The 26,164-nt window shown below is 63.5% G+C and carries 25 protein-coding genes; 20 read left to right on the top strand and 5 right to left on the bottom strand.

The window, feature by feature from the left end; translation table 11 throughout:
* Positions 1 to 2 precede the first annotated feature (2 nt).
* The 7 genes from P6U23_RS21700 to P6U23_RS21670 all read left to right on the top strand — a co-directional run bounded on the left by P6U23_RS21700 (position 3) and on the right by P6U23_RS21670 (position 8,729).
* Positions 3 to 455: a nucleoside deaminase gene (locus P6U23_RS21700; protein WP_024506984.1), complete on the top strand. Its 453-nt coding sequence runs from the start codon at positions 3 to 5 to the stop codon at positions 453 to 455.
* Positions 456 to 554: 99 nt separating this feature from the next.
* Positions 555 to 1,916, top strand: a complete 1,362-nt coding sequence (locus P6U23_RS21695; protein WP_407174633.1) for a pyruvate dehydrogenase complex dihydrolipoamide acetyltransferase — start codon at positions 555 to 557, stop codon at positions 1,914 to 1,916.
* A 68-nt stretch (positions 1,917 to 1,984) separates the two neighbouring features.
* Positions 1,985 to 3,406, top strand: a complete 1,422-nt coding sequence (lpdA, locus tag P6U23_RS21690; protein ID WP_407174632.1) for a dihydrolipoyl dehydrogenase — start codon at positions 1,985 to 1,987, stop codon at positions 3,404 to 3,406.
* Positions 3,407 to 3,516: 110 nt separating this feature from the next.
* Positions 3,517 to 4,758, top strand: a complete 1,242-nt coding sequence (locus P6U23_RS21685) for a threonine synthase (protein ID WP_407174631.1) — start codon at positions 3,517 to 3,519, stop codon at positions 4,756 to 4,758.
* Positions 4,759 to 4,963: 205 nt separating this feature from the next.
* Complete coding sequence (locus P6U23_RS21680) at positions 4,964 to 5,935, top strand: tripartite tricarboxylate transporter substrate binding protein BugD (protein WP_407174630.1); 972 nt, start codon at positions 4,964 to 4,966, stop codon at positions 5,933 to 5,935.
* A 252-nt stretch (positions 5,936 to 6,187) separates the two neighbouring features.
* Positions 6,188 to 7,912 carry a dihydroxy-acid dehydratase gene (gene ilvD / locus P6U23_RS21675; protein ID WP_407174629.1) on the top strand — a complete coding sequence of 575 codons (1,725 nt, stop codon included), beginning with the start codon at positions 6,188 to 6,190 and terminating at the stop codon, positions 7,910 to 7,912.
* The gene (locus P6U23_RS21670; protein WP_407174628.1) at positions 7,899 to 8,729 is read left to right on the top strand and encodes a tetratricopeptide repeat protein; all 831 of its coding nucleotides are present in this window, start codon (positions 7,899 to 7,901) and stop codon (positions 8,727 to 8,729) included. The genes ilvD and P6U23_RS21670 overlap by 14 nt, the downstream gene beginning before the upstream one ends.
* Before the next feature lie 107 nt (positions 8,730 to 8,836).
* Here the strand turns inward: P6U23_RS21670 and P6U23_RS21665 are convergent, their stop codons facing one another.
* The 3 genes from P6U23_RS21665 to erpA all read right to left on the bottom strand — a co-directional run bounded on the left by P6U23_RS21665 (position 8,837) and on the right by erpA (position 10,680).
* A complete protein-coding gene (locus tag P6U23_RS21665) occupies positions 8,837 to 9,307 on the bottom strand; it encodes a GNAT family N-acetyltransferase (protein WP_407174627.1) in 471 nt (156 codons plus the stop codon).
* A 21-nt stretch (positions 9,308 to 9,328) separates the two neighbouring features.
* The gene (gene xth, locus P6U23_RS21660) at positions 9,329 to 10,120 is read right to left on the bottom strand and encodes an exodeoxyribonuclease III (RefSeq protein WP_407181538.1); all 792 of its coding nucleotides are present in this window, start codon (positions 10,118 to 10,120) and stop codon (positions 9,329 to 9,331) included.
* Between the two features lie 230 nt (positions 10,121 to 10,350).
* Positions 10,351 to 10,680: an iron-sulfur cluster insertion protein ErpA gene (gene erpA, locus P6U23_RS21655; RefSeq protein WP_407174626.1), complete on the bottom strand. Its 330-nt coding sequence runs from the start codon at positions 10,678 to 10,680 to the stop codon at positions 10,351 to 10,353.
* A 129-nt stretch (positions 10,681 to 10,809) separates the two neighbouring features.
* Between erpA and P6U23_RS21650 the strand changes: the two genes are divergently transcribed.
* From P6U23_RS21650 to P6U23_RS21595, 12 genes are all read left to right on the top strand, one after another.
* Positions 10,810 to 12,018 (top strand): deoxyguanosinetriphosphate triphosphohydrolase, encoded by a 1,209-nt coding sequence (locus P6U23_RS21650; RefSeq protein ID WP_407174625.1) that lies wholly within the window; start codon positions 10,810 to 10,812, stop codon positions 12,016 to 12,018.
* A gap of 9 nt (positions 12,019 to 12,027) precedes the next feature.
* Positions 12,028 to 13,821 carry an arginine--tRNA ligase gene (gene argS, locus P6U23_RS21645; protein WP_407174624.1) on the top strand — a complete coding sequence of 598 codons (1,794 nt, stop codon included), beginning with the start codon at positions 12,028 to 12,030 and terminating at the stop codon, positions 13,819 to 13,821.
* Between the two features lie 105 nt (positions 13,822 to 13,926).
* Positions 13,927 to 15,510, top strand: coding sequence for an SPOR domain-containing protein (locus P6U23_RS21640; RefSeq protein WP_407174623.1), 1,584 nt, complete (start codon positions 13,927 to 13,929; stop codon positions 15,508 to 15,510).
* Positions 15,511 to 15,558: 48 nt separating this feature from the next.
* Positions 15,559 to 16,584, top strand: a complete 1,026-nt coding sequence (nagZ, locus tag P6U23_RS21635) for a beta-N-acetylhexosaminidase (protein ID WP_407174622.1) — start codon at positions 15,559 to 15,561, stop codon at positions 16,582 to 16,584.
* On the top strand, positions 16,581 to 17,414 hold the full coding sequence (locus P6U23_RS21630; RefSeq protein WP_407174621.1) for a segregation and condensation protein A: 834 nt from the start codon (positions 16,581 to 16,583) through the stop codon (positions 17,412 to 17,414). The genes nagZ and P6U23_RS21630 overlap by 4 nt, the downstream gene beginning before the upstream one ends.
* A 28-nt stretch (positions 17,415 to 17,442) precedes the next feature.
* Positions 17,443 to 18,174 carry an SMC-Scp complex subunit ScpB gene (scpB, locus tag P6U23_RS21625; protein ID WP_407174620.1) on the top strand — a complete coding sequence of 244 codons (732 nt, stop codon included), beginning with the start codon at positions 17,443 to 17,445 and terminating at the stop codon, positions 18,172 to 18,174.
* 283 nt (positions 18,175 to 18,457) lie between these two features.
* Positions 18,458 to 18,694, top strand: a complete 237-nt coding sequence (locus P6U23_RS21620) for a twin-arginine translocase TatA/TatE family subunit (RefSeq protein ID WP_407174619.1) — start codon at positions 18,458 to 18,460, stop codon at positions 18,692 to 18,694.
* Positions 18,695 to 18,772: 78 nt separating this feature from the next.
* Positions 18,773 to 19,291 (top strand): Sec-independent protein translocase protein TatB, encoded by a 519-nt coding sequence (gene tatB, locus P6U23_RS21615; RefSeq protein WP_407174618.1) that lies wholly within the window; start codon positions 18,773 to 18,775, stop codon positions 19,289 to 19,291.
* Positions 19,288 to 20,094 (top strand): twin-arginine translocase subunit TatC, encoded by an 807-nt coding sequence (gene tatC, locus P6U23_RS21610; protein ID WP_407174617.1) that lies wholly within the window; start codon positions 19,288 to 19,290, stop codon positions 20,092 to 20,094. Before tatB ends, tatC begins: the two co-directional genes overlap by 4 nt.
* Before the next feature lie 200 nt (positions 20,095 to 20,294).
* Positions 20,295 to 21,623, top strand: coding sequence for a serine--tRNA ligase (gene serS / locus P6U23_RS21605; RefSeq protein ID WP_407174616.1), 1,329 nt, complete (start codon positions 20,295 to 20,297; stop codon positions 21,621 to 21,623).
* A gap of 105 nt (positions 21,624 to 21,728) precedes the next feature.
* Entirely contained in the window at positions 21,729 to 22,496 is a 768-nt protein-coding gene (surE, locus tag P6U23_RS21600) for a 5'/3'-nucleotidase SurE (RefSeq protein WP_407174615.1), read from the top strand.
* Positions 22,497 to 22,588: 92 nt separating this feature from the next.
* Positions 22,589 to 23,346 (top strand): IS5 family transposase gene (locus tag P6U23_RS21595; protein WP_407174614.1). Its coding sequence is split into 2 segments (ribosomal slippage): positions 22,589 to 22,945 and positions 22,948 to 23,346, totalling 756 coding nucleotides; the frame shifts between segments, so codons are not numbered across the junction.
* 40 nt (positions 23,347 to 23,386) lie between these two features.
* On the opposite strand, the gene P6U23_RS21590 is transcribed toward P6U23_RS21595, so the two are convergent.
* A complete protein-coding gene (locus P6U23_RS21590; RefSeq protein WP_407174613.1) occupies positions 23,387 to 24,202 on the bottom strand; it encodes a glutathione S-transferase family protein in 816 nt (271 codons plus the stop codon).
* A 358-nt stretch (positions 24,203 to 24,560) separates the two neighbouring features.
* Positions 24,561 to 25,031: a winged helix-turn-helix transcriptional regulator gene (locus tag P6U23_RS21585; protein WP_407181537.1), complete on the bottom strand. Its 471-nt coding sequence runs from the start codon at positions 25,029 to 25,031 to the stop codon at positions 24,561 to 24,563.
* Between the two features lie 150 nt (positions 25,032 to 25,181).
* Between P6U23_RS21585 and P6U23_RS21580 the strand changes: the two genes are divergently transcribed.
* Positions 25,182 to 26,102 (top strand): alpha/beta fold hydrolase, encoded by a 921-nt coding sequence (locus P6U23_RS21580; RefSeq protein ID WP_407174612.1) that lies wholly within the window; start codon positions 25,182 to 25,184, stop codon positions 26,100 to 26,102.
* Positions 26,103 to 26,164 lie beyond the last annotated feature (62 nt).

Here is a 26,164-nt window from a genome sequence, read left to right as displayed (position 1 = left end):
AGGTGGCAATCGAACAATATCATTACGACTTCATGGCCGAGGCGATTCGTGAGGCCGAGATCGGCATCTCCGAAGGCGGTCTGCCGATCGGCGCGGTGCTGACGCGCGACAACAAGATCATCGCCCGCGGCCACAATCGGCGCATGCAGGAGAAGAACGTGATCCTGCATGGCGAGATGTCGTGCCTGCGCGATGCCGGACTGATCTCGTTCCACGACACGGTGATGTATACGACGCTGTCGCCATGCTCGATGTGTGCGGGTGCGATCGGTCTGTTCAAGCTGAAGCTGCTGGTGATCGGAGAGTCCGTGACCTTTCCCGGCGCCAAGGACATCCTGACCCAGTTCGGCATTCCCTTCATTGATCTTGCTGACGATCGCTCGGTCAACATGATGAAGTCCTGGCGCGCGAATCCCGCCAACGAGCGCATCTGGCAAGGCGACATCGGCAATTGAGCGCTCTACGTTCCTGGTCGGGCGCCGCAATGCCCAAACGATTCCGGTTGGCTTCCACGAGGGAAGGCAACGTCAAAAAGTTAGCTGTTTGAGGTCAGCATGCCCATCAACATCCTGATGCCCGCGCTGTCGCCGACGATGGAGAAGGGCAACCTTGCGAGGTGGCTCAAAAAAGAGGGCGACAAGGTCAAATCGGGTGACGTGATTGCCGAGATCGAAACCGACAAGGCCACCATGGAGGTCGAGGCGGTCGATGAGGGCACGATTGCAAAGATCCTGGTGCCGGAAGGTACGCAGGACGTGCCCGTCAACGACGTCATCGCGGTGCTCGCCGGTGACGGCGAGGACGTGAAAGCGGCTGGTGCCGCCGCCGGCAAAGCGCCGCCAAAACCGGCCGCCGAGGCGCCGGCGCCGAAGCCGGCTGCCGCCGCGCCCGCAGCGGCGCCACCGCCGCCTGCAGCAGCGCCCGCGCCGGTTCCCGCCGCAGCGCCGGCGCCGCAGGCCCCGGCGCCCGCCGCGCAGGGCAATGGACAGGGCCGCATCTTTTCCTCGCCGTTGGCGCGGCGGCTGGCGAAGGACGCCGGCATCGATCTGTCCCGCATCCTTGGCACCGGCCCGCATGGCCGCATCATCGCCCATGACGTCGAACAGGCGAAAGCCGGCAAGGGCCTGAAAGCCCCCGCGGCTGCACCTGCCGCGGGACCCGCGCTCGCGCCGTCGATGTCCGACAAGCAGATTCTCGGGCTCTTCGAGCCGGGCTCTTACGAGATCGTGCCGCACGACAATATGCGACGCACGATCGCGCAGCGCCTGACGGCGTCGGTGCAGACCGTGCCGCATTTCTATCTGACCATCGACTGCGACATCGGCCGGCTGCTCGATGCGCGCGAGCAGATCAATGCCGCGGCACCGAAGGACAAGGAGAAAAAGCCGCTCTACAAGCTCTCGGTCAACGACTTCGTCATCAAGGCGATGGCGATCGCGTTGCAGCGGATACCCGACTGCAATGTGAGCTGGACCGAAGGCGGCATGGTCAAGCACAAGCATTCCGACGTCGGCGTGGCGGTGGCCATGCCCGGCGGATTGATCACGCCGATCATCCGCAAAGCCGAGACGAAGCCGCTGTCCGTCATCTCCAACGAGATGAAGGATTTTGCCGCCCGCGCCCGCGCCAGAAAGCTCAAGCCCGAGGAATATCAGGGCGGCACGACGGCGGTGTCCAACCTCGGCATGTACGGCATCAACCATTTCACCGCGGTGATCAATCCGCCGCATGCCACCATCCTTGCGGTCGGCACCAGCGAGCAGCGCCCCGTCGTGCGTGACGGCAAGATCGAGATCGCCAGTCTCATGAGCGTGACGCTGTCCTGCGATCACCGCGCCATCGACGGTGCGTTGGGGGCCGAACTGATCGGCGCCTTCAAGCAGCTCATCGAAAACCCCGTGATGATGATGGTGTAGGAAACGCCGTAAACGTGCGCCGCTCTCTCCTCGGAGAGAGCAGGGAAGGAAATCAAGAGTAGCTTGCAATGGCCGACACATCCTTCGACGTCATCATCATCGGCTCCGGACCTGGCGGCTATGTCACCGCGATCCGCGCCGCGCAGCTCGGCTTCAAGACCGCGATTGTGGAGAAATCCTATCTCGGCGGCATCTGCCTGAACTGGGGCTGCATTCCGACCAAGGCGCTTTTGCGCTCGGCGGAAATCTTCCACTACATGCAGCACGCAAAGAGTTATGGGCTGTATGCGGAGAAGGTCGGCTACGACACCAAAGCCGTGGTGCAGCGCTCGCGCGCGGTCTCGAAGCAGCTCAACGACGGCGTCGGCTTCCTGATGAAGAAGAACAAGGTCGCCGTGATCTGGGGCGAGGCGGTGGTCGACGCGCCCGGCAAAATCACGGTGAAGAAGTCCGCCGTCGAAGGGCCGAAGGGCGCGCTGGGTGAGGGCGCCTATCAGGCCAAGCACATCATTGTCGCGACCGGCGCGCGCCCGCGTGTGCTGCCGGGGCTCGAGCCGGACAAGAAGCTGGTCTGGACCTACTTTGAAGCGATGGTGCCGGATCGGTTTCCGAAATCGCTGCTGGTCGTCGGCTCCGGAGCCATCGGCATCGAATTTGCGTCCTTCTTCCACACCATGGGCAGCGACGTCACCGTCGTCGAGGTGTTGCCGCAGATCCTGCCGGTCGAGGATGCGGAGATCGCAGGGCTTGCGCGCAAGCGTTTCGAGAAGCAGGGCATCAAGATCATCACCGGTGCCAAGGTGGCAAAGCTGGAGAAGAAGGCCGACAGCGTCGTCGCCACGATCGACGACGGCAAGGGCAAGCTTCAGTCCGTAGAGTTCGAGCGGGTGATTTCCGCGGTCGGCGTGGTCGGAAACATCGAAAATCTCGGGCTGGAAAAGCTCGGGGTCAAGACCGATCGCGGCACCATCGTCATCGACGGGCATTGCAAGACCAATGTGCCCGGCATCTACGCCATCGGCGATGTCGCGGGTCCGCCGATGCTCGCGCACAAGGCCGAGCATGAGGGCGTGATCTGCGTCGAGGCGATCAAGGGCCTCAATCCGCATCCGATGGACAAGCTTCTCATCCCCGGCTGCACCTATTGCAACCCACAAATCGCTTCAGTCGGTCTCACCGAGGCCAAGGCGAAAGAAGGCGGCCGCGAAATTCGCGTCGGTCGTTTCCCCTTCATCGGCAATGGCAAGGCGATTGCGCTCGGCGAGGACCAGGGGCTCGTGAAGGTGATCTTCGACAAGAAGACCGGCCAGCTTCTGGGCGCGCATATGATCGGCGCCGAAGTCACAGAGCTGATCCAGGGCTATGTCGTCGCCATGAACCTGGAGACGACCGAAGAAGAGCTGATGCACACCGTATTCCCGCACCCGACGCTGTCGGAAATGATGAAGGAGGCGGTGCTCGACGCCTACGGGCGCGTGCTGAATATCTGAGGTCATTGCGGGCGAGGCGATCCAGTGCCGCGGATGCAGTCTGGATGCCTCGTCGCTTACGCTCCTCGCAATGACGGACAACCAATGCCCTTCGAAGAGAGAGCGAACTCGTGCACGACAACGACAACCTGACCATCGAGCGTCCGACCTTCGTCACCCATCTCGAATGCGCGATGGAAGGCGACGGCTACCCCGCCGACCAGGTGCACAATTTGTCGAAGGCCGGCAAGCCGCTCTTGGTCCGTTACGATCTCGCAGGCGTCAGGAACGCGCTGAGCAAGGATGCGCTTCAGCACCGCCCCGCCGACATGTGGCGCTACCGCGAGTTGCTGCCGGTGCGCAAATGCAAGGACATCGTCAGTCTGGGGGAGGTGATGACGCCGCTCATCCGCCTGCCAAAACTTGGAAAGAAACTCGGCGGCGGCGAAATCATCGTGAAGGATGAAGGACGCCTGCCGACCGGCTCGTTCAAGGCGCGCGGGCTGGTCATGGCGGTCTCGATGGGCAAGGCGCTCGGCATCAAGCACATGGCGATGCCGACCAACGGCAATGCCGGCGCGGCGCTCGCAGCCTACGCCACCGCCTGCGGGATCAAGACCACCATCTTCTGCCCCGCCGATACGCCGGAAGTGAATGTCAGCGAGATCGCGCTGCAGGGTGCGACGGTCTACCGCGTCAACGGCCTGATCGATGATTGCGGCAAGATCGTCGGTGAAGGCAAGGCGAAGGTCGGCTGGTTCGATACCTCGACCTTGAAAGAGCCGTACCGGATCGAAGGCAAGAAAACGATGGGGCTGGAACTCGCCGAGCAGCTCGGCTGGGACGTGCCCGACGTGATCTTTTATCCGACAGGCGGCGGTACCGGGCTGATCGGCATGTGGAAGGCCTTTGCCGAACTGGAGGCGATCGGCTTCATCGGTTCAAAGCGCCCGCGGATGGTCGCGGTGCAGGCGGCCGGCTGCGCGCCGATGGTGCGCGCTTTCGAGAATGGCACCGAGCATGCCGCGCGATGGGAAGACGCGCACACCATCGCCTCTGGAATCCGCGTGCCGCAGGCGATCGGGGATTTTCTGATTCTGCGTGCCGTGCGCCAAAGCAAAGGTTTTGCCATCGCCGTGAGCGACGAGGCGATTTCGGCTGCGCTCAACGAGGTCGCGCGCGAAGAGGGCCTGCTGTTGTGCCCCGAGGGAGCCGCGACCTACGCCGCCTATCAGCAGAGCCTCGCCGATGGCCGCGTCAGCAAGAATGATCGCGTGATGCTCTTCAACTGCGCCTCCGGCCTTAAATACCCGCTGCCGCCAGTCACGCGAACGCTCGATCGAAACAAGCCGATCGACTACGCGATGTTCTAAGGTGCAATGAGATCAGGTCGAAGCGAACTCCTAACTGCGACCGTCAGCCCGAGGCGCCTCCGCGCAGCGGAGGCCTCGAAGGGCGACGCCCGACTGTTGCAGCAGGGCCGTTCATCTTTCGAGGCTCGCTTTCGCGAGCGCCTCAGGATGACGGGTTAAGATGGGTTGGTTCAAGAGTTTCTACTGAGTTCGCGGGAGGACGCGGATGGGAAGAGCAGTTTGGGCCACCTTTATCGCACTGCTAGCGTTCTGTTGCCCTGCGTCCGCCGACAATTTTCCCTCGCGTCCCATCACCATTGTAGTGCCGTTCTCGGCGGGCGGCCCGTCGGACGCGATGGCACGTATTCTCGGTGAGCGCATGAAGCTGACGCTGGGCCAGGCGATCCTGGTCGAGAACGTCACCGGCGCCGGCGGCTCGATCGGGGTGGGGCGCGCGGTGCATGCCGCGCCTGACGGCTACACGGTCGGCTTCGGCCATCTCGGCACCCACGTCGCCAATGGCGCGATCTACAAGCTCAACTACGACCTCGTGAGTGATCTCGAGCCGGTGGTGCTCTTGCCAAGCAACCCGATGATCATTGTCAGCAAGAACGCGGTCCCCGCGACGACGCTGAAGGAGCTGATCGGCTGGCTCAAGGCACGGCCGGCGCCCGCCACGGCCGGAACCGCCGGCGCGGGCTCCGGCAGCCACATCGCCGGGCTCTATTTTGAAAACGCCACGGGCATCAAACTGCAATATGTGCCGTATCGCGGCACGGGCCCGGCGCTGAACGATCTCGTCGCCGGCCAGATCGACCTGATCGTCGATCAGCTCTCCAACTCCATCAACCAGGTCCGCGCCGGCACGATACGCGGCTATGCCGTGACCGACGACAAGCGCGCCGGATCGGCGCCGGACATCCCGACCACCGACGAGGCGGGGCTGTCAGGCTTCCACATGACCCTGTGGTCGGGCCTTTGGGTGCCCAAGGGCACGCCCAAGGAGGTCGTGGCCAAGCTCAATGCCGCGGCGGTCGATGCCTTGAATGATTCGCAGGTCCGCAAGCAGCTCGAAAACCTGGGATTGCAGATGCCGCCGGCGGATAAGCTCACCCCGGAAGCGCTGGGCGACTGGCAAAAGGCGGAGATCGCCAAGTGGTGGCCGATGATCAAGGCCGCCAATGTGAAGGTCGATTAGCCGCCTTTCACGGCGTCATAGCTAAGAAAATCGTTGCTGCGGCGCTACGATTGTTGCGATCTCGCAACAGCGAGAGGAACATTTGGCTCACGCCGCAGTCTACTCTTGCCCGCGCCGCTTTTTGGCCACACCCCTTCGTGAAATGATGACTTTGTAGGCTGTTGGCCAAAACGTCTACAGGCGAAGGAAGGCCCTCAATGTCAGGGGTCTTTTTCCGGGTCCGAAAGATTGGCCGGGGAAGCGGACTTCGCGATGGACGCCAACACCAATCTCAAGAACAGGCTCCCGAGCCGTCACGTGACGGAGGGGCCCGAGAGGGCACCGCATCGCTCTTATCTCTACGCGATGGGGTTGACCACCGCACAAATTCACCAGCCTTTCGTAGGTGTTGCCTCCTGCTGGAATGAGGCGGCGCCGTGCAATATTTCGCTGATGCGGCAGGCCCAGGCGGTGAAGAAGGGTGTCGCGCACGGCGGCGGCACCCCGCGCGAGTTCTGCACCATTACGGTCACCGACGGCATTGCGATGGGCCACGACGGCATGCGCTCGTCGCTGCCGTCGCGCGAATGCATCGCCGATTCGGTCGAGCTGACCGTCCGCGGCCATGCCTATGACGCGCTGGTCGGGCTTGCCGGCTGCGACAAATCGCTCCCGGGCATGATGATGGCGATGGTTCGGCTCAACGTGCCCTCGATCTTCATCTACGGCGGCTCGATCCTGCCCGGCAATTTCCGTGGCCAACAGGTCACAGTGCAGGACATGTTCGAGGCAGTCGGCAAGCACTCGGTCGGCGCGATGTCCGATGCCGACCTCGACGAGATCGAACGCGTGGCGTGCCCTTCGGCGGGCGCCTGCGGGGCACAGTTCACCGCCAACACCATGGCGACCGTCTCCGAGGCGATCGGCTTGGCGCTGCCTTATTCGGCCGGCGCACCGGCCCCCTACGAGATTCGTGATTCCTTCTGCATGGCCGCCGGCGAAAGGGTGATGGAGCTGATCGCGGCCAACATCCGGCCGCGCGACATCGTGACGCGCAAGTCGCTGGAGAATGCTGCGGCCGTTGTTGCAGCGTCCGGCGGGTCGACCAATGCTGCGTTGCACCTACCGGCCATCGCGCATGAGGCGGGCATCAAGTTCGACCTGTTCGACGTCGCCGAAATCTTCAAAAAGACACCATACGTCGCCGATTTGAAGCCGGGTGGTCGTTATGTCGCCAAAGACCTGTTCGAAGCTGGCGGCATACCGCTTCTGATGAAAACGTTGCTCGATAACGGCTTCCTGCACGGCGACTGCTTGACCGTCACGGGCCGCACGATCGCCGAAAATCTCAAAAGCGTAAAATGGAACCCGCACCAGGATGTGGTGCGGTCAGCCGACAACCCGATCACCGTCACTGGCGGGGTGGTTGGGCTGAAGGGCAACCTTGCGCCAGAAGGTGCGATCGTGAAGGTCGCGGGCATGTCGAATTTGCGTTTCACCGGACCGGCCCGGTGTTTCGACCGCGAGGAGGACGCCTTCGAGGCCGTCCAGAAGCGCACCTACAAGGAAGGCGACGTCATCGTCATCCGCTATGAGGGGCCGCGCGGCGGTCCCGGCATGCGCGAAATGCTGCAGACCACGGCGGCGCTCACCGGACAGGGCATGGGCGGCAAGATCGCCCTCATCACCGACGGCCGGTTCTCCGGCGCGACGCGCGGCTTCTGCATCGGCCATGTCGGGCCGGAAGCGGCGGTCGGCGGACCGATTGGATTGTTGCAGGACGGCGACATCATCGAGATCGATGCGGTCGCCGGGACTCTTAACGTGAAATTGACCGACGCGGAATTGACCGAGCGCAGAACCAAATGGCGGTCTCGTGAGACCAACCATACATCAGGTGCTCTCTGGAAATACGCGCAGCAGGTCGGGCCAGCGGTCGGCGGGGCCGTGACCCATCCGGGTGCAGCGCATGAGAAGCAGTGTTATGCGGACATCTAGGCGTATCATTGTTGCGTTGCTGTTGGGTGCGTCTTCCGTCGCCACCGCGGCGTTCGCCTTTGACGGCGCGCCGGTCAACCAGGATGCCACCATCCCCGTCGCGTCCGCCCAGTCTGGCAGCGCGGCCGGCGCCTTGACCCTGAAGAAGGGGGCGCAGGCAGCGGTTACGCAGGATACCTCGCTCACTGCGCTGCAATATGCCGCCGAAGGCGGGCATCCCGTCGCGCAGTGGAAGCTGGGGCGGATGTACGCCAATGGCGACGGCGTCGCTCAGGATGATGTGCGCGCTTTCGAATATTTCAGCCGCATCGCCAATGAGCATGCCGAGGACAGCCCGTCGGCACCGCAGGCCTCGATCGTCGCCAACGCCTTCGTCGCGCTCGGACGCTACTATCTGAATGGCATTCCCAATTCGAAGGTGAAGCCGGATCCGGAGCGGGCGCGGGAGATGTTCTCTTATGCGGCGTCCTATTTCGGCAATGCGGATGCACAGTACGATCTGGCTCGGCTCTATCTGAAGGCGCCGGACGCCACGCCGGATAATTTCCGCTACGGTGCGCGCTGGCTCGGGCTGGCCGCTCAGAAGGGGCAGCACGAGGCGCAGGCGCTGCTCGGTCAGATGCTGTTCAACGGCGACCGCCTGCCGCGCCAGGCAGCGCGCGGGCTGATGTGGCTCACCCTGGCGCGTGACAGCGCCGGTCCGGACGAGACCTGGATCAAGGAAAGCTACAACCGCGCCTTTGCAAAAGCCTCCGACAACGACCGCGCCATGGCGCTGCAGATGCTCGAGCACTGGGTGCAGGGCAAGCGGGATTGAGGCTGCGCAGGGTGGGTTGAGCGGCAGCGAAACCCACCATCCACCACGCCGGCTGGTAAGGTGATGGGTTTCGCTTTCGCTCTACCCATCCTACGCTCTCACACAACTCACGGGCTGATGCGCTTCGACATCGGATAGCCCGAGTTCATACCGAATTTTCGCGACGGCGTGCCAGTATCGACATAGCCGCTCGAGAGATAGAATCGACGCGCGGTCTCGGTACTGTGTAGGCGGCACTCTATGTTGCCGCGCTCAAGCGCCCGCGCTTCCAGGGCTCTGAGCAGCGCGCGGCTGACGCCGCGAAAGCGCGCTTCAGGTGCGACATAGTTCAGGGTGATTTCGCCCGCGTCACTCACCGATCCGACCGCAAAGATAGTGTCGCCCTCGACTGCGACGAGAACCGAACTGTCTGGTCGAGCGATCCAACCCGCAACGATCTCTGGCTTCTTGTTGGCCAGCCAGCGCTCCAGGAGCGCCGGATCATTATCGTGATCTGCGGCGCAAAGTTCGGTGATCGAAGTTCGGAGCACCGTGCAAGCGGCCTCCGCATCCTCCAGCCTGGCGTCGCGAATGTTCATTCAGGCTCCGGCGGGTGGGGCTTACACCTTCTCCAAATCAAAATCCGCCCACACCGGCACGTGGTCGGATGGCTTCTCCCAGCCGCGCACATAGCTGTCGATGCCGACATCGACGAGGCGGTCGCTGGCCTGCGGGGAGAGGAGCAAGTGGTCGATGCGCAGGCCCCAGTTCTTCTGCCAGCAGCCGGCCTGGTAGTCCCAGAAGGTGTATTGGCCCGGTGCGTCGGTCACCGCGCGGACAGCATCGGTCAGCCCGAGCCCGAGGAGTGACTGGAAGGCTTCGCGGGTGGTGGGACGGAACAGGGCGTCATTGACCCAGTTGACGGGGTTGTAGACGTCGGTTGCCGTCGGGATGACGTTAAAGTCGCCTGCGAGCACCAGGGGCTCTTCGGTCTTCAGCCGCTCCTTCGAATACTCAAGAAGCCGCGACATCCATTTGAGCTTGTAGGGATATTTGTCGCTGTCAGGAGGATTTCCATTAGGCAGGTAGAGGCAGGCGATGCGCACCACGCCGTGCTTGAGCGTCACCACGCCTTCGAGAAACCGGGCATGGGCGTCCTCGTCGTCGCCGGCGAGCCCCGATTTCGTTTCATCGAACGGCAGCTTCGACAGCAGCGCCACGCCATTGAACGTCTTCTGCCCGTGCGTGACGACGTTGTACCCGAGCGCCTCGATCTCGAGCCGCGGAAAGGCCTCGTCGGTGCACTTGATTTCCTGCAGGCAGACAATGTCGGGCTCGCACTCCTTCAACCAGGTCATGAGGTGCTCGATCCTCTGCCTGATCGAATTGACGTTCCAGGTGGCGATGCGCATGGGAAATGGCCCGGCTGATGGAAAGAGCTGGAAGTTGAAGCAAAGAAAACGCACTTCACCTCTCCCCAGCGGGGAGAGGTCGGATCGCGTCAGCGATCCGGGTGAGGGGGCGCGGCTCTCTCGATAGACCGTAACCCCTCACCCGGATCGCATCATTTGGTGCGATCGGACTTCTCCCTGCGGGAGAGGTTGAACCGTGCCCCGACCGATCAGCTCTATAGCTGGAATCTCTAGATCGAAAAACTGGTGCCGCAGCCGCAGGAGGCGGTGGCGTTGGGATTATTGACCCGAAACGACGCGCCGATGAGGTCGTCGACGAAATCGACCTCCGATCCCGCCAGAAACGGCGCCGAGGCCGAATCGACCAGCACGACCGCATTATCGCGCTCGATCACGAGGTCGTCGTCCGCCTTGGCGCGGTCGACGTCGAATTTATATTGGAATCCGGAGCAGCCGCCGCCCTCCACGGAGATGCGCAGCATGGCGCCACCACCTTCGCTCCTCAGGATTTCACCGATGCGGCGGGCGGCCCGCTCGCTGATGGTCACGGCTGCTGTCATCTTCGGTCTCTCTAGGTCTTGTGCGGAGCTCACTCCGGCGAAGCGTCATCGCCAATTCATTGGTATCCGACGCCTGAGATAGTTAAGTACAGAGCCTTAAGGAATCAAATGGATAGGGACTAAATACCCGTGTCGGTCGGAATGGCTGCCCCTCGTGCGCCCTATGCCTGCGACCCCGATCGGTCCCGCGGCCGGCTGTTTGCGGAGCCGCCGAGCCGGACCCGCAGCCCGTTCCGCAGGGATTGCGACCGGGTCATTCATTCCAACGCCTTCCGCCGCCTGAAGCATAAAACCCAAGTTTTCGTGTTCCACGAGGGCGATCATTATCGCACCCGGCTCACCCATTCGCTGGAAGTGGCGCAAATCGCACGGGCGCTCGCCCGTCAACTTGGCCTGGACGAGGACCTGACCGAGGCCCTGGCGCTGGCCCATGATCTCGGGCATCCGCCGTTTGGACACGCCGGCGAGCGGGCGCTGGACGCCTGCCTGAAGGCGCATGGCGGGTTCGACCATAATGCCCAGTCACTACGGGTCGTCACCGCGCTCGAGCATCGCTATCCGAGCTTCGATGGGCTCAACCTGACCTGGGAAATGTTGGAAGGCATCGTCAAGCACAATGGTCCGCTGACGGCGCGCGACGGCACGGCGATCGGCCGCTACGTTGAGCGCGGCGTGCCTGTCGGCATCTCCGATTTCGTCCAAGCCTTTGACCTCGAGCTCTCAACTTTTGCCTCGCTGGAGGCACAGGCGGCGGCGATTGCCGACGACATTGCCTATGATGCCCACGATATCGACGATGGCCTGCGTGCCGGCCTGTTTGCCGTCGATGATCTCAAGGTCATGCCGGCCGCGGAGCGCATGATCGCGGCGATCGACGGAAACTATCCTGGTCTCGACGGCGACAGGCGGGGCGCGGAGTTCGTGCGTGAGCTGATCTCCTACCTGATCGGCGCGGTCGCGGCGGAGACCCGGCGGCAACTCTCGCTGGTGCGGCCCCAGTCGGTCGAAGAGGTGCGCAACGCCGGTCAGCAGCTTATGCTGTTTCCGCCTGATGTCGCCGAGACCGAGGCGGGCATCAAGGCGTTCCTGAAAGCGCACATGTACCGGCACGAGCGCGTCATGAGCATCATGAAGGATGCCGAGCAGATCATCTTCGATCTCTTTGCCCGTTACGAGCGCAGTCCCGCTGATATGCCCGACGAATGGCGGGAGGGCACCGAGCAGACCGCCGGGGCGGCGCGGGCACGACGGATCGGCAATTTCATCGCCGGGATGACCGACCGTTTCGCGCTCATGGAGCATCAAAGGCTTTTTGACTCGACCCCGGATTTGCGTTAGGCGGCGGCCATGGCCGATCAGCCCACCTCACTCCACCTTTTCGCGGACGTGCTCGCGCGCGTGCACGCGATTTGCGCTGCCTTGGCCAGGGAAGGCCATTGGCCGGAGACAACGGATTTTTCCCGCGTGGTTGTGGAACCGCCGCGCGAGGCGAGCCATGGCGACATGGCCACCAATGCCGCGATGGTGCTCGCCAAGGAGGCCAAGGCAAAGCCGCGCGATCTCGCCGAGGCGATCGCGGCGCGGCTGCGCGAGGACGCGCTGATCGCGAAGGTCGATATTGCTGGCCCCGGCTTCATCAATCTCACCTTGAAACCGCAGGCCTGGGCCGATGCGCTGCGCACCGTGCTGCGGGAAGGGGAGGCCTATGGCCGTTGCCCCGCGGGGGCTGCCGCCAAGGTCAATGTGGAATACGTCTCGGCCAACCCCACGGGGCCGATGCATGTCGGTCATTGCCGCGGCGCGGTGTTTGGCGACGCACTGTGCAATTTGTTGCAGTTCGCCGGCCGCGACGTCACGCGCGAATATTACATCAACGACGCCGGTGCCCAGGTCGACGTGCTCGCCCGCTCGGCTTACCTGCGCTATCGCGAGACGCTGGGCGAGGACATCGGCGCCATCCCCGAGGGGCTCTATCCCGGCGATTATCTGAAGCCGGTGGGGCAGGCCTTGGCGGCCGAATATGGCGGCCGCTTGCGCACCATGCCGGAGGCGCAGTGGCTCCCGATCGCGCGTGACAAGGCGATCGCGATGATGATGGACGAGATCAAGGGCGATCTCGCCGCGCTCAACATTCATCACGATGTCTTTTTCTCCGAGCGCTCGCTGATCGAGGGCGGCAACAACAAGGTCGCCGAAACCATCGATTTCCTGCGCGCCCGCGGCGACGTCTATGTCGGCCGCCTGCCGCCGCCGAAGGGCGCACCGGTGGAGGATTGGGAAGACCGCGAACAGCTTCTGTTCCGCGCCACTGCCTTTGGCGATGACGTCGATCGTCCGCTGATCAAGTCGGACGGCTCCTACACCTACTTCGCGTCCGACATCGCCAATCACAAGAACAAGTTCGATCGCGGCTTTGCCGATCTGATCGACGTGTTCGGCGCCGATCACGGCGGCTACATCAAGCGCATGCAGGCGGCCGTGAAGGCGGTCACTGCGGGTCAGGCCGTGCTCGACGTGAAGATCGTGCAGCTCGTCAAGCTCTTGCGCAACGGCGAGCCGGTGAAGATGTCGAAACGATCCGGCGATTTTGTCACCTTGCGCGAAGTGGTCGATGAGGTCGGCCGGGATGCCGTCCGCTTCATGATGCTCTACCGCAAGAATGACGCGGTGCTGGATTTCGACCTCGCCAAGGTCATCGAGCAGTCAAAGGACAATCCGGTCTTCTACGTGCAGTACGGACACGCGCGCGGACATTCGGTGTTTCGGAAAGCGCGTGAGGTCGTGCCCGATCTGCCCGAGGAAACGGCCGCCCGGGTCGCCTATCTTGCCGGGGCCGCGATCGAGCGGCTGAGCGACCCCGCCGAGTTGGACCTTTTGAAGCGGCTTGCGCTGTTCCCGCGGGTCATCGAGGGGGCGGCGGCGGCCCATGAGCCGCACCGGATCGCCTTTTATCTCTACGATCTCGCCAGCGAACTCCACGCGCTCTGGAACAAAGGGCATGATTTGCCCTATTTACGCTTCATTATCTCTGATGATCCAGAGTTGACCAAGGCACGGCTGGCCATGGTCCAGGGCGTCGTATCGGTTTTGGCATCAGGGCTCGCCATTCTGGGCGTCCATGCTCCGGACGAAATGCGGTAGTCTGGGTTAGTTTGTTGCCTATCTATAGTTGGCGTGTGGGCGCACCCCGGCAGAGCTGGTTTAGCATTCAGGCGAAGCGGGGCGGCTTTCTCTAAAGGCATCACGATGGCCGATCGATATCAGGACAGACGTTACGGCGCCGCCAGCCATGGCCGCGGCGGCGAACAGTATGAGTCTGACCGTGTTGAGAGCGACCCCTTGGCCGAACTGGCGCGGCTGATCGGTCAGACCGATCCGTTCGGAACGGCGGGCCAGCCCAGCCCTCAGGTCCCACCGCGCCCCGTGCCGCGGCAGGACTATCGGCCGAGCCGGGACTACCGGCAGGATTTCTCGCAAGACTACCAGCAGGCCCACCAGCCGGAAGCGGAGCCCGATGAAGCGCCTGCGCCGGCCGGCCCGCCGTCCTGGATACAGCGCGCCAATATCCGTCGCGAGGCGGTGAGCGACGTCCGCCGGGACTTTCCGCCTGCCCCCCAGGTGGAGACTGGAGGCGAGGATTATCTGGGCTCGATGCATCCGCTGCACCGCTATGGCGCGACGCCGCAGCAGGCGCAGCCTGATGCGTACTATGGGGACGGGCAACATTACCAGGACGAGCAGGCGTATGCCGAGCCGCAGGCCGCGCTCGATCCGTCGCGGTACGACGATGCGCTCTATGGGCAGCTCGAAAGCAGCCTGCAGGATCTGCAGCGCGAGCCGGCCTATCCCGACGATCCCTACGCCTACGAGGCGGGTTATCAGGAGGAGGGCGAGGAAGAGCCGGCGCCGCGGCGCCGCGGCCCGATGTTCGCGGTCATTGCCGTTCTGGCGCTGGGCGTGCTGGGCACGGCGGCGGCCTATGGCTACCGGACCTATTTCACGCACGTGCGCAGCGGTGAACCGCCGATCATCAAGGCGGATAACAGCCCGACCAAGATCATCCCGACGCCCTCCGACGGCAGCGCCAAGATGCCGGATCGCATCGCGCCGGGCGATGGCACCGAAAAAATCGTGCCCCGCGAGGAGCAGCCCGTGGACGTCAACGCCCGCGTCGCCGGCCCGCGGGTCGTCTTCCCGCCGCTGAACCAGAACGCCAATCCGCCATCGGCGGCGAGCGTCTCGGCCAATGCCATGCCGCCCGCGCCTCCGGGCACCGGGCCGGCGGCGATGGTCAGCAATGGCACCTTGCCGAGCGCCGAGCCGCGCAAGATCAAGACTTTCTCGGTCAAGAGCGATGAGCCTGATACGGCGTCGGTGCCGGTCAATACGCAGGCGCCAACCGCGGCCGCGAAGCAGCCGGCCGCCAAGAGCGCAAGCAGGACGTCGCCGGCCCAGGCCAATGCCAGCGCCAATATGCCGTTGTCGCTGTCGCCTCAGGGGCAACCGGCGCCGGCCGCCGAGACCCGGGTGGCGTCGACGGTGCCGACTCAGGTTTTGCCCAGCGCTCCCCCGGCGACGAGCGGCGGCTATATGGTCCAGGTCTCCTCGCAGCGGAACGAGGCCGACGCGAGTGCGTCGTTCCGTGCGCTGCAGAACAAGTTCCCGCAGGTCCTGGCTTCGCAGAGCCCGGTGATCAAGCGCGCAGATCTCGGCGAGAAAGGCGTTTACTATCGGGCGATGGTGGGTCCGTTCGGGACGTCTGAGGAAGCCGTGCAGTTCTGCAGCAATCTGAAAAGTGCCGGCGGCCAGTGCGTCGTCCAGAGGAATTAGCTGCCGTTTCCTTGACCCCTTGATCGGCAGCGGGCTAATCGGCCGGTCATGACGAAAGCGTTCATCACCGGCGTTGCCGGAACCGAACTCAGCGAGGCCGAACGCGCTTTCATCGCGGCGGAACGCCCGTGGGGCTTCATCCTGTTCAAGCGAAACGTCGAGACTCCCAGGCAAGTCTCTCATCTGGTTAGGGAATTGCGCAACTGTCTGGGCGGGCCCGACGCGCCTGTCCTGATCGACCAGGAGGGCGGCCGTGTCGCCCGCTTGGGCCCGCCGCACTGGCCGGTTTATCCGGCTGGCGCGCTGTTCGGCCGGCTCTATGACATCGACGAGGAGCTCGGGCTGAAAGCGGCGCGGCTGAGCGCACGGCTCATTGCGGACGATCTGCATCAGCTCGGCGTCAGCGTGGACTGCCTGCCGCTCGCCGATGTGCCGGTCGCCGGTGCCGATGCGGTGATCGGCAACCGCGCCTACGGGACCGAGCCCGGCAAGGTCGCGGCCATCGCGCGGGCGGTGACCGAGGGACTGGAGCAGGGTGGTATTTTACCGGTCCTGAAACATATCCCGGGCCATGGACGGGCGACGGCCGATACCCATTTTAAGCTTCCGGTGGTCGATACGGCCGAAAGTGAGCTGGAACGCACCGATTTTGCGGCTTTTCGGCCGCTTTCGGACCTGCCAATGGCGATGACAGCACATGTTGTGTTTAGCGTCTTCGACTCCGCCCATCCGGCGACGACTTCTGCGACAATGGTCGAACGGGTGATTCGCGGCGTGATTGGGTTCCAAGGTCTGTTGATGAGTGATGACGTGTCTATGAATGCGCTGGCGGGATCGATTGCCGAGCGGACGGCTGCGATCATCGCCGCCGGATGCGACATGGTCCTGCATTGCAACGGCAAGCTCGAGGAGATGCGCGACGTTGCCCGGATGACGCCCGAACTGTCGGGCCCGGCCCAGCAGCGCGCAAGGCGCGCGTTGTCGTCGCGCAAGGCGCCGCAGCCGTTCGATCGGCAAGCGGCGCGGGCCGAACTGGATGCATTGATTGAGCGAGCGGGAATAGCTGGCGCATGAGCGCGGAAATCCTGTCCTTTGAGACCGGCCGGCCAACCGAACTGGCCGAAGGCGAGCCGGCACTGGTGGTCGACGTCGAGGGCTATGAGGGCCCGCTCGATCTCCTGCTCGCGCTCGCGCGCCAACAGAAAGTCGATCTTCACAAGATCTCGATCCTGGCGCTGGCCGACCAGTATCTGCAGTTCATCGAGGAGGCGCGAAAGGTCCGCCTTGAGCTCGCGGCCGACTATCTCGTGATGGCGGCCTGGCTTGCCTTCCTGAAATCGCGGCTATTGTTGCCGGAGCCGGCGGTACCGGACGGGCCGAGCGCCGAGGAGATGGCGACGGCGCTGGCCAACCGGCTGCGCCGGCTCGAGGCGATCCGCGAGGCGGCCAACCGCCTGATGAACCGGCCGCAATTGCAGCGCGACATCTTTCCGCGCGGCAATCCCGAGGCCATCGCCGAGATTCGCCATCCCAAATACACCGCAACCCTATACGACTTGCTCACGGCCTACGCGACGCAGCGCCAGCAAGGGGTGCTGGCATCGGTGCATCTGGCCAGGCGCACCGTGTGGTCGCTTGCGGAAGCGCGCGCATCGCTGGAGCGGCTGATCGGCTTGCCCGAATCCGAGGATTGGGGCTGTCTCGACGAATATTTGGTTCGCTACGTTGCCGAACCCTCGCAACGCGCCACCGTCTTTGCCTCCAGCTTTGCGGCGGCGCTCGAACTTGTGCGCGAGGGGCAACTGGAACTGAACCAGAAAGAGGCGTTCGCGCCGATTTTCTTTCGCAAACGCCCGCCGCAGCCGCCGGCTGCTGAACCCGTGCCGGATATGACGGCCGAGTAGTTAAGTGTTGGAAGAAGGAGACCCAGCCATGGCCAGCTTGGCGGAAAAACGCGAAGCCATCGCCGAGGAGCCTGTCGCGGATCCGCAGGCGCGGCCCGAGGAATTGCGGCTGCTGGAAGCGCTGCTGTTCGCCTCCTCGGAACCGCTCGACACGGCAACGCTCGCCAAACGCATGCCTGAGGGCGTCGACGTCAAGGCTGCGCTGGCGCAGCTCCAGGCGGATTACGCCCCCCGCGGCGTCAATCTGGTGCGCATCGCCAACAAGTGGACCTTCCGCACCGCCGGCGACCTCGCCTGGTTGATGACACGCGAAAGCACCGAGACGCGGCGGCTGTCGCGCGCGGCGATTGAGGTGCTGGCGATCGTCGCCTATCACCAGCCGGTGACGCGGGCCGAGATCGAGGAAATCCGCGGCGTGGTCACCTCCAAGGGGACACTGGACGTGCTTTTGGAGACCGGATGGATCCGGCCGCGCGGCCGCCGCAAGACGCCGGGCCGTCCCCTGACGTTCGGGACCACGGAAGCGTTCCTGTCGCAATTCAGCCTGGAGGCGCTCAGCGACCTGCCGGGCCTGGAGGAGCTCAAGGGTACCGGCATGCTGGATACGCGCCTGCCGACCGGCTTTACCGTTCCGACGCCATCGGATGATCCGACGCTGCGCGAGGACGAAGATCCACTCGAGCCGGGCGATCTGGAACTCACGCTGGCGCCCGCGCCCGAACCGGAGAGCGGGGGCGGCGAGGGCGGAGACGCGGCGTAGCGACGCAGTAACTCGCAGAGCTGGACAGCCCTGCTGATCCGTCATCCTTCGAGGCTTGCTTCGCAAGCACCTCCAGCGACAAACGGCGCAGCCGTTTGCGCGGGGATGACGGAGATGGTTTGGAGTTCAAGGCACCATCCCCGTAGGTTAACGGTAGCGCAAATAGCCGAGCTTCGGCCGCGATTTAACGCACCCGAAGTCCTTGTTTTTGACACCCGCCAAGCCTACGTTTGCGGCAAGATCAGGCCGGGTGCCGGCCGTTTCGTGTTTTGGAGGTTGCAGGATGGGTTCGCTTAGTATTTGGCACTGGATCGTCGTGATCGCAGTCGTCCTCCTGCTGTTTGGGCGCGGCAAGATTTCGGACCTGATGGGCGACGTCGCGCAGGGCATCAAGGCTTTCAAGAAGGGCATGCAGGACGACGAGAAGACTGCCGAGAAGCCTGAGCCGATGAAGAGCATCGATCACAATGCGGGCCAACCGACGGCGGCTCGCTCGGATATCGGCAGCAAGGCTGTCTGACCGGACGTCGAGGAGAGCGCGGTCGGCCCCCCGGCCTCTGCTGCGGGGCAAGATAGTTTCGCGTGAGCGGAAAGTTTGATGTTCGACATCGGGTGGAGTGAATTTGTCCTCATCGCAGTTGTCGCGCTGATTGCCATCGGCCCGAAGGAGCTGCCGGGGGTCCTGCGCACGGTCGGGCAATGGATGGGCAAGGCGCGCAAGATGGCCGCCGAATTCCAGAGCCAGTTTCAGGAAGCGCTGCGCGAGGCCGAGATGGCTGACCTTAAGAAGAGCTTCGACGAGGTGCGCGACGCCGCCAGCGGCTTCTCCGGTCGTAATCTGCTCTCCTCGCTGGAGAAGGACGTCTCGAGCTCGCTGCGCATTGACGACCTCGACAAGCCCACGGACAAGCCTGCAGAGGCGACGGAGGCTCCGCCTGCCGTCGAGCCGCCAGTGACCCCGACGGCGCCGGAAGCGCCGGCGCCGCAGACCTTTGTCGAAGCCGAAACCCACGCGGCCAGCGAGCCGCTCGCCGTCGTCAGCGAGAACGAGCCCACCGCGGTGGCGGAACAGGCACCGGCTGCTTCCGACGGACTGAAGGACGCCAAAGCGTCATGACCGATGCCGACATCGAGGCCAGCAAGGCACCGTTGCTTGATCATTTGATCGAGCTGCGCTCGCGCCTGATCAAGTCGCTGCTCGGCTTCGGCGTGGCCTTCATCTTCTGCTTTTTCTTCGCCAAGCAGATCTACAATGTCCTGGTCTGGCCGTTCGTCTGGGTGGCGGGGCCGGAGAACTCGAAGTTCATCTACACGGCGCTGCTGGAGTACTTCATCACCCAGCTCAAGCTCGCGCTGTTCGGTGCCGGCTTCATCTCGTTCCCGATCGTCGCGACCCAGATCTACAAATTCGTTGCGCCGGGCCTCTATCGGCACGAACGCAGCGCGTTTCTGCCCTATCTGATCGCGACCCCGATCTTTTTCGTGCTCGGCGCCATGCTGGTCTATTTCGTCGTGCTGCCGATGCTGATCCGCTTTTCGCTCGGCATGCAGCAGGCCGCAGGGGCCGAGACCGCACAGATCGCGCTCCTGCCCAAGGTCGGCGAATATCTGTCGCTGATGATGTCGCTGATCTTCGCCTTCGGCATCGCGTTCCAGCTTCCGGTGATCCTGACGCTGCTCGGTCGGATCGGCATCATCACCTCCGAGATGCTGCGCAGCAAGCGCCGCTATTTCATCGTCATCGCCTTCATCATCGCCGCCGTGCTGACGCCGCCGGACGTGCTGAGCCAATCCTCGCTCGCGATCCCGCTGCTTCTGCTCTACGAAGGCTCTATCATCGCCGTGCGCATGGTGGAAAAGAAGGCCGCCGCACAGGCCGCCACGACGCCGACACCGCCAGCCGCCAACCCCGCGGAATAAGGGCACGTCCCAGTCACCACCAGCGTACCCCGCGCATGCGGGGTATCCAGTCCGTCGCGGCCTCTCGATCGGATCGCTATCGCCTCTGGAATACTGGATCGCCCGCTTTCGCGGGCGATGACGGCCATGCTAGTACGCGCCGTAGACTGTCAACAGATATGTTGAAATTTCGCGGCGCGACGCCTTAGGACGACATTGCCATGCACGACATCAAATGGATTCGCGAAAACCCGGAGGCCTTTGACGCAGCCTTGAAGCGCCGCGGGCTTGAGCCGCTGTCGGCCTCTCTGCTGGCGATCGACGAGAAGCGCCGCGCGGCGATCCTGGCGTCCGAACAGGCGCAGGCGCGGCGCAATGCGGCGTCCAAGGAAATCGGCGACGCCAAGAAAGCGAAGGACGAGGCGCGCGCGGCGGCGCTGATGGATGAGGTCTCAAAGCTCAAGGTCACGCTGCCGGAGCTCGAGGCGGCCGCCAAAGCCACCGACGACGAATTGCGGGAGGCGCTGGCCGCGATACCGAACCTGCCGCTCGCCGAGGTGCCTGATGGCCTCGACGAGCACGGCAATGTGCAGCGCCACGTCTTCGGCAACAAGCGCAATTATGCATTCACACCGAAGGCGCATGACGATCTCGGCGGCGCGCTCGGTCACATGGATTTCGAGACTGCAGCCAAATTGTCGGGCGCGCGCTTCGTGGTCCTCAAGAAGGGCCTGGCGCGCCTCGAACGCGCCATCGGCCAGTTCATGCTCGACCTGCACACCAACGAGCATGGCTACACCGAGATCAATCCGCCCCTGCTCGTGCGGAACGAAGTGATGTTCGGCACCGGCCAGTTGCCGAAATTCGAGGACGATCAGTTCTGGGCGATCAAGGGTGAACTCCTGGCGAGCCCCGATGAGCGGCTGCGCAGCGAACGCCTCGGCCTGATCCCGACCGCCGAAGTCTCGCTCACCAATCTCGTGCGCGAAAGCATCCTCGACGAAAGGCAATTGCCGATGCGGCTCACGGCGCTGACGCCGTGCTTCCGCGCCGAGGCGGGCGCGGCCGGGCGCGACACCCGCGGCATGATCCGCCAGCATCAGTTCACGAAGGTGGAACTGGTCTCGATCACCACGCCTGAAACCAGCAAGGACGAGCACGAGCGCATGCTCGCCTGCGCCGAAGAGGTGCTGCGCCAGCTCGACCTGCACTACCGCGTGATGACGCTGTGCACGGGCGACATGGGCTTTTCCTCGCAGAAGACCTACGACATCGAGGTCTGGATGCCGGGGCAGGGCGACGGCGGTGCCTTCCGCGAAATCTCGAGCTGCTCGGTCTGCGGCGATTTCCAGGCGCGCCGCATGGATGCGCGCTACCGCGGCAGCGACGGCAAGCCGCGCTTCGTGCACACGCTGAACGGCTCCGGTACCGCGGTCGGCCGCGCGCTGATCGCGGTCATGGAAACCTATCAGCAGGAAGACGGCTCGATCGCGATCCCCGACGTGCTGCAGCCCTATATGGGCGGGCTCAAGGTGATCGCGGCGCAATAGCTGCTGCCGCGCGCCGCGGCTTGGAAGAGTTTGCCTCAGGGGTATCCAGCGGATAAGACAAGACCGAAAGATTTGCTAATTGATCGAATAAGGACTCTTGGCTGAATGCGAATTCTCTGCACGAACGACGACGGCATTCACGCCCAGGGACTGAAAGTCGTCGAGCAGATCGCCCGCGCATTGTCCGATGACGTGTGGGTGGTCGCACCTGAACTCGACCAGTCCGGCGTGTCGCATTCGTTGTCATTGAACGATCCCTTGCGGCTGCGCGAGGTGACGGAACGCCACTTTGCCGTACGCGGCACGCCGACCGACTGCGTCATCATGGGCGCACGGCACATTCTTTTGCCGAAGCTGCCTGAGGTCGTGCTGTCCGGCGTCAACAAGGGTCGCAACGTCGCGGAGGACGTGGTTTATTCCGGCACCATTGCCGGCGCGCTGGAGGGCACCATCCTGGGCCTGCCGTCATTCGCGCTGTCGCAGGAATTTTCAGCCGAGACGCGCGAAAGACCGTTGTGGGACACCGCGCTGCAATTCGCGCCCGACATCATCCGCAAGGTGATCGCGGCCGGCGTGCCGAACAATACCGTGATCAACATCAACTTTCCTGCGTGCGCGCCGGAAGACGTTGCGGGCATACGGGTCACGCGCCAGGGCAAGCGCAATCTCGGCTTCCTGAAAGTGGATCAGCGCCGCGATGGCCGGGGCAATCCCTACTTCTGGATCGGTTTTGAGCGCACGGCGATGATGGACGCGCCGGAGGAGGGCACTGATCTCGCCGCCCTCGCCGCGCGTTACGTCTCAGTGACCCCGCTGCGGCTGAACCGCACGGATGAAGCGTTCTCCGCCGAGCTGGGCGAGGCGTTGAAATGATCTGCCCCGGCGGGACAGATTAGGGTCAGAACTCATTAATTTCTTTGCGCTGACAATACGATCCTGATTCGTTTTTGGAAGGGGCTGGGATCGTGCGCAAGAATCTATTTTGGCTGAGCGACGAACAGTGGGGGCGGATTGAACCCCATCTGCCGACGGATGTCCGTGGTGTCGAGCGTGCAGATGATCGCCGCGTCATCAGTGGCATTGTTCATGTGCTGAAAAGTGGTTGCCGCTGGTGCGATTGCCCGCCCGAATATGGTCCTGCGACGACGATCTACAATCGCTTTGTGCGCTGGGCACGACGTGGGGTCTGGGAAAACCTATTCCGTGAGCTTGCCGGCCAGGGTCGCGCAATGGAGATGCAAATGATCGACTCCACGCATGTCAAAGCGCATCGCTCGGCAGCGGGCGGAAAAAGGGGGAGCAAAAGCAGGCTATTGGCCGCTCGCGTGGAGGGCGCAACACGAAGATACACGCACTCGCAGATGCTAAGGGGCGGCTGATCGCCATCCTGCTGACTGGAGGCGAGGCGCACGACTACCCGATCGCCAAGCGCCTGATCCGCAGAGTAAAGCCGCCGAAGCATATGCTCGGCGACACCGCCTACGACGGCGATGAATTACGCGAGAACCTGGACGAGCGCGGAACCAAGCCGGTCATTCCAAACCGCAGCAACAGGGTACGACTGTTTAGCTTCAACAAGCGCCTCTACAAGCTCCGCTGGCGCATCGAGAGCGCCTTCAACAGACTGAAGGACTTCAGGCGCATCGCGACCCGTTATGACAAGCTGGCACGCAACTACTTGGCCTCCGTCTGCCTTGCCGCAGCTCTTGTATGGTGGATTTAATGAGTCTGGACCCTAGTGCGGTTTCGGGCGGCGTCGCCCGTCATCCTCTGGCGATGCCCAGGATCCCGCCGATCAGGCGCAAGACATGGAGCTTGGTCCAGATGTCCGCAGCGGCAAAGCTTGGGCGCGCCTGCATAGCGCGCCAATAGCGTGCAAGCGCCGGCCGCTGTGGAATCCGCTCGCCCAGACCGGCAAATTCCATGCGCGCGAGCAATGCAGTAAAGACCACATCGGCAAGGCCATAGGCGGGCGGCACGATCACCGCGCGGCTATCGGAAAGCGTCCGCTCCAGCCGATCCATCAGGCCGACCGCTTCATTGCGGCGCTGCTGCGAAAGCCGCACGACAGCGTCGGGATCGAAGATGCGGACGCGCTCGGCGAAGACCGCAGCGCGCGCCTCATAGATATCTGCGAGGTCAGGGTTTTCGGCGGCGCGCGTCAGCAGGCGGCGATGCGCGGCCTTGAGCTGCCGCGGGATCATGATCCGCGCCAGGGGATTGCGGGCGAGAATCCCGCCGAAGGTCAGTTCTTCGATCGGATAGGCGTAGTGGAGGTCGACCCAGGCTTTGGTCTCGCTATCCAGCCGTCCTTCGCTGACACCGAGCGCATATTCGGCGATATCGCGGCTCTGATCGAGGATGCGGTCTGGCAGCACGAGTGTGGGCACGGTCATGTTGGGATTGAGCCGCACATAATCCGGCTGCTGCTGGCTCGCCCTGTAATGGATATCGATGAAGACGGGCTCATAGGCGATGCCGCCTTCGGCGAGCGCGAGCCGTGCGATCATCGAATAGTAGGAGGATGGCGCGTGATAGAGACGCGGCTTGGCAGCGCAGAATCGGGCGGGCTTCGTCATGTCGTTTATCTTCGGAAGGCGGCGGATCGGAATTTGGGCGGGTTCAATGGGGCTCCGCGCGCAAACGGGCCGTGAGGTTAGCGGCGCGTGCCTATGGGGGAGCTGCGCTTTTCGGAGAATTTCGCGCCACACGCAAGGCACAGCTCGACACAGAGGTTTTTGACTGCTGCGCGATCGAGCTGGGTGGCGCCTGGTGAGGCCCGCGCGTCCGAGTGACTCCGGAAGTCGTGTGTGCGGGATTCCGGTCTCCATTGAGCGCTGCAGCCCTGACCCGGATTGCTCTGGACGATGCTTCGCATCACCACGCGCAATCCGACCTCTCCCCGCTGGGAAGAGGTGAGCCTCCGAGGCAAGTAGGTTAGCGTTTGGTCTGTTTAGCCGGACGCGGCGGCATACGCACGAAGGTGTCTTCCGGGCCGAGGATGCGCCCGTCATGGGCACGCAGTTCAAGCTTTCGCACGGGGAGGGACGTCTTCTTGTCCAAGAGAAGGACGTGCGTCTCGTCAGGCTCAAAGAAGAAATCTTCACCCCATTGCCGGAGCGCGACAAGAACGGGGAATAAGCCGCGGCCCTTTGCGGTCAGCACATATTCCTGGTGAGGACTTCCGTCGGCGGCAGGTAGGGTATCCATGATCCCGTGCGCGACCAGGTTGCGCAGACGGGCTGAAAGAATGTTCTTCGCAAGTCCCAGGTTCTTCTGGAACTCCCCGAAACGCCGCAAGCCGTCGAACGCGTCGCGAACAATCAGAAGCGACCACCAGTCGCCGATCGCATCGAGCGGCCGCGCCACGCCGCAGAGCGAATCCCTGTGGCTTATTCTCTTCGCCATTGCGGTCAGCCCTCCATCCTCGTCCTGCACAGCGCCGGCGGACCCGGGTTACTTGCCCGCGGATATAATGGTTGCAATCTAAAACCTCAAGCGTTATAGCCAAGGCATGGTTTTAGTTTGAAACCTAGTCTGACAATTGTGAGGACCCCAATGATCCGATCCGATGCCACGTTCGACGGCACCTTTGCCTTCGCGCCGCATTTCACCGGCGCGCCCGGCTTCCAGATGCACTATGTCGACGAAGGTCCGCGCGGCGGTGAGGTGGTTCTTTGCCTGCATGGCGAGCCGACCTGGGGCTATCTGTTTCGCCACCTCGTTCCGGTTCTCGGCAGGACTCACCGCGTGGTCGTGCCCGATCACATGGGCTTTGGGAAGAGCGAGACTCCGCAGCACCGCAGTTATTGGCTGCAGGATCACATCGACAATCTCGAGCGGTTCGTCGTCGCGCTCGACCTGCGCGACATCACCCTCGTCATGCACGATTTCGGTGGTCCCGTGGGGATGGGATTGGCCGCACGGCATCCGGACCGCATTCGTCGCGTCATCTCGACCAACGGACCGACGCCGTTTGGCCAGGCCGATCTCGTTGACCGTATCACCGTCAATGCACGCACCTCTCCCTGGTTTCAATGGATCGCCAAAGCCGAGGCAGACGGCACTCTGGAGCCGGTGCTCGGGCAACTCGGCTTCAACATCCTGAGTACGCTCAAGCTCAACGGCTTTCAGAACAATGCGCTCATCACCGATGCTTGGCTTGCCGCCTATAGCGCGCCATTCGCGAATCCCGCGGACTGCCTTGGCGCGATCGGCTGGGCCAAGGGTTTTGCAACCGGCGCCCACAGGTTCGAAACGCCTGATGCTAGCGCCGAACGCGCAATCCGTCAGAAACCCGCGCTCGCGATCTGGGGCGATGCCGATCGCACGCTCCGGGCTGAACATTTCCTGCCGCTCTTCAGTGCGCTCTTTCCCCACGCGCCGATCGAGCGTCTCGCCGGCGTCGGACATTATTGCCTGGAGGACGCTCCGGACGATGTCACGACGCTGATCTCGGCCTTCATCCAACGGACCTGATGGCACTCCACGCAAGCTGAGAGCGCGCGAAGGATCAACAAGTCGGGCATTTTTCCGCGTCC

Origin of the sequence: Bradyrhizobium sp. STM 3562 (assembly GCF_045571435.1) — a bacterium.
GTDB lineage: Bacteria > Pseudomonadota > Alphaproteobacteria > Rhizobiales > Xanthobacteraceae > Bradyrhizobium.
The sequence above is the reverse complement of the archived record's forward strand: the minus strand, read 5'-3'. Positions and strand labels throughout refer to the sequence as shown.

What these genes read in the sequence shown, in the direction of transcription:
- P6U23_RS21630 (WP_407174621.1), top strand. Translation starts at nt 16,581, where the DNA reads ATGAGCGCGGAAATCCTGTCCTTTGAGACCGGCCGGCCAACCGAACTG.
- xth (WP_407181538.1), bottom strand. Translation starts at nt 10,120, where the DNA reads ATGCGCATCGCCACCTGGAACGTCAATTCGATCAGGCAGAGGATCGAG.
- surE (WP_407174615.1), top strand. Translation starts at nt 21,729, where the DNA reads ATGCGAATTCTCTGCACGAACGACGACGGCATTCACGCCCAGGGACTG.
- nagZ (WP_407174622.1), top strand. Translation starts at nt 15,559, where the DNA reads ATGACGAAAGCGTTCATCACCGGCGTTGCCGGAACCGAACTCAGCGAG.
- P6U23_RS21665 (WP_407174627.1), bottom strand. Translation starts at nt 9,307, where the DNA reads ATGAACATTCGCGACGCCAGGCTGGAGGATGCGGAGGCCGCTTGCACG.
- P6U23_RS21585 (WP_407181537.1), bottom strand. Translation starts at nt 25,031, where the DNA reads ATGGCGAAGAGAATAAGCCACAGGGATTCGCTCTGCGGCGTGGCGCGG.
- erpA (WP_407174626.1), bottom strand. Translation starts at nt 10,680, where the DNA reads ATGACAGCAGCCGTGACCATCAGCGAGCGGGCCGCCCGCCGCATCGGT.
- tatC (WP_407174617.1), top strand. Translation starts at nt 19,288, where the DNA reads ATGACCGATGCCGACATCGAGGCCAGCAAGGCACCGTTGCTTGATCAT.
- argS (WP_407174624.1), top strand. Translation starts at nt 12,028, where the DNA reads ATGGCCGATCAGCCCACCTCACTCCACCTTTTCGCGGACGTGCTCGCG.
- serS (WP_407174616.1), top strand. Translation starts at nt 20,295, where the DNA reads ATGCACGACATCAAATGGATTCGCGAAAACCCGGAGGCCTTTGACGCA.
- tatB (WP_407174618.1), top strand. Translation starts at nt 18,773, where the DNA reads ATGTTCGACATCGGGTGGAGTGAATTTGTCCTCATCGCAGTTGTCGCG.
- lpdA (WP_407174632.1), top strand. Translation starts at nt 1,985, where the DNA reads ATGGCCGACACATCCTTCGACGTCATCATCATCGGCTCCGGACCTGGC.
- P6U23_RS21580 (WP_407174612.1), top strand. Translation starts at nt 25,182, where the DNA reads ATGATCCGATCCGATGCCACGTTCGACGGCACCTTTGCCTTCGCGCCG.
- P6U23_RS21670 (WP_407174628.1), top strand. Translation starts at nt 7,899, where the DNA reads ATGCGGACATCTAGGCGTATCATTGTTGCGTTGCTGTTGGGTGCGTCT.
- P6U23_RS21695 (WP_407174633.1), top strand. Translation starts at nt 555, where the DNA reads ATGCCCATCAACATCCTGATGCCCGCGCTGTCGCCGACGATGGAGAAG.
- P6U23_RS21620 (WP_407174619.1), top strand. Translation starts at nt 18,458, where the DNA reads ATGGGTTCGCTTAGTATTTGGCACTGGATCGTCGTGATCGCAGTCGTC.
- P6U23_RS21590 (WP_407174613.1), bottom strand. Translation starts at nt 24,202, where the DNA reads ATGACGAAGCCCGCCCGATTCTGCGCTGCCAAGCCGCGTCTCTATCAC.
- P6U23_RS21640 (WP_407174623.1), top strand. Translation starts at nt 13,927, where the DNA reads ATGGCCGATCGATATCAGGACAGACGTTACGGCGCCGCCAGCCATGGC.
- ilvD (WP_407174629.1), top strand. Translation starts at nt 6,188, where the DNA reads ATGGACGCCAACACCAATCTCAAGAACAGGCTCCCGAGCCGTCACGTG.
- scpB (WP_407174620.1), top strand. Translation starts at nt 17,443, where the DNA reads ATGGCCAGCTTGGCGGAAAAACGCGAAGCCATCGCCGAGGAGCCTGTC.
- P6U23_RS21680 (WP_407174630.1), top strand. Translation starts at nt 4,964, where the DNA reads ATGGGAAGAGCAGTTTGGGCCACCTTTATCGCACTGCTAGCGTTCTGT.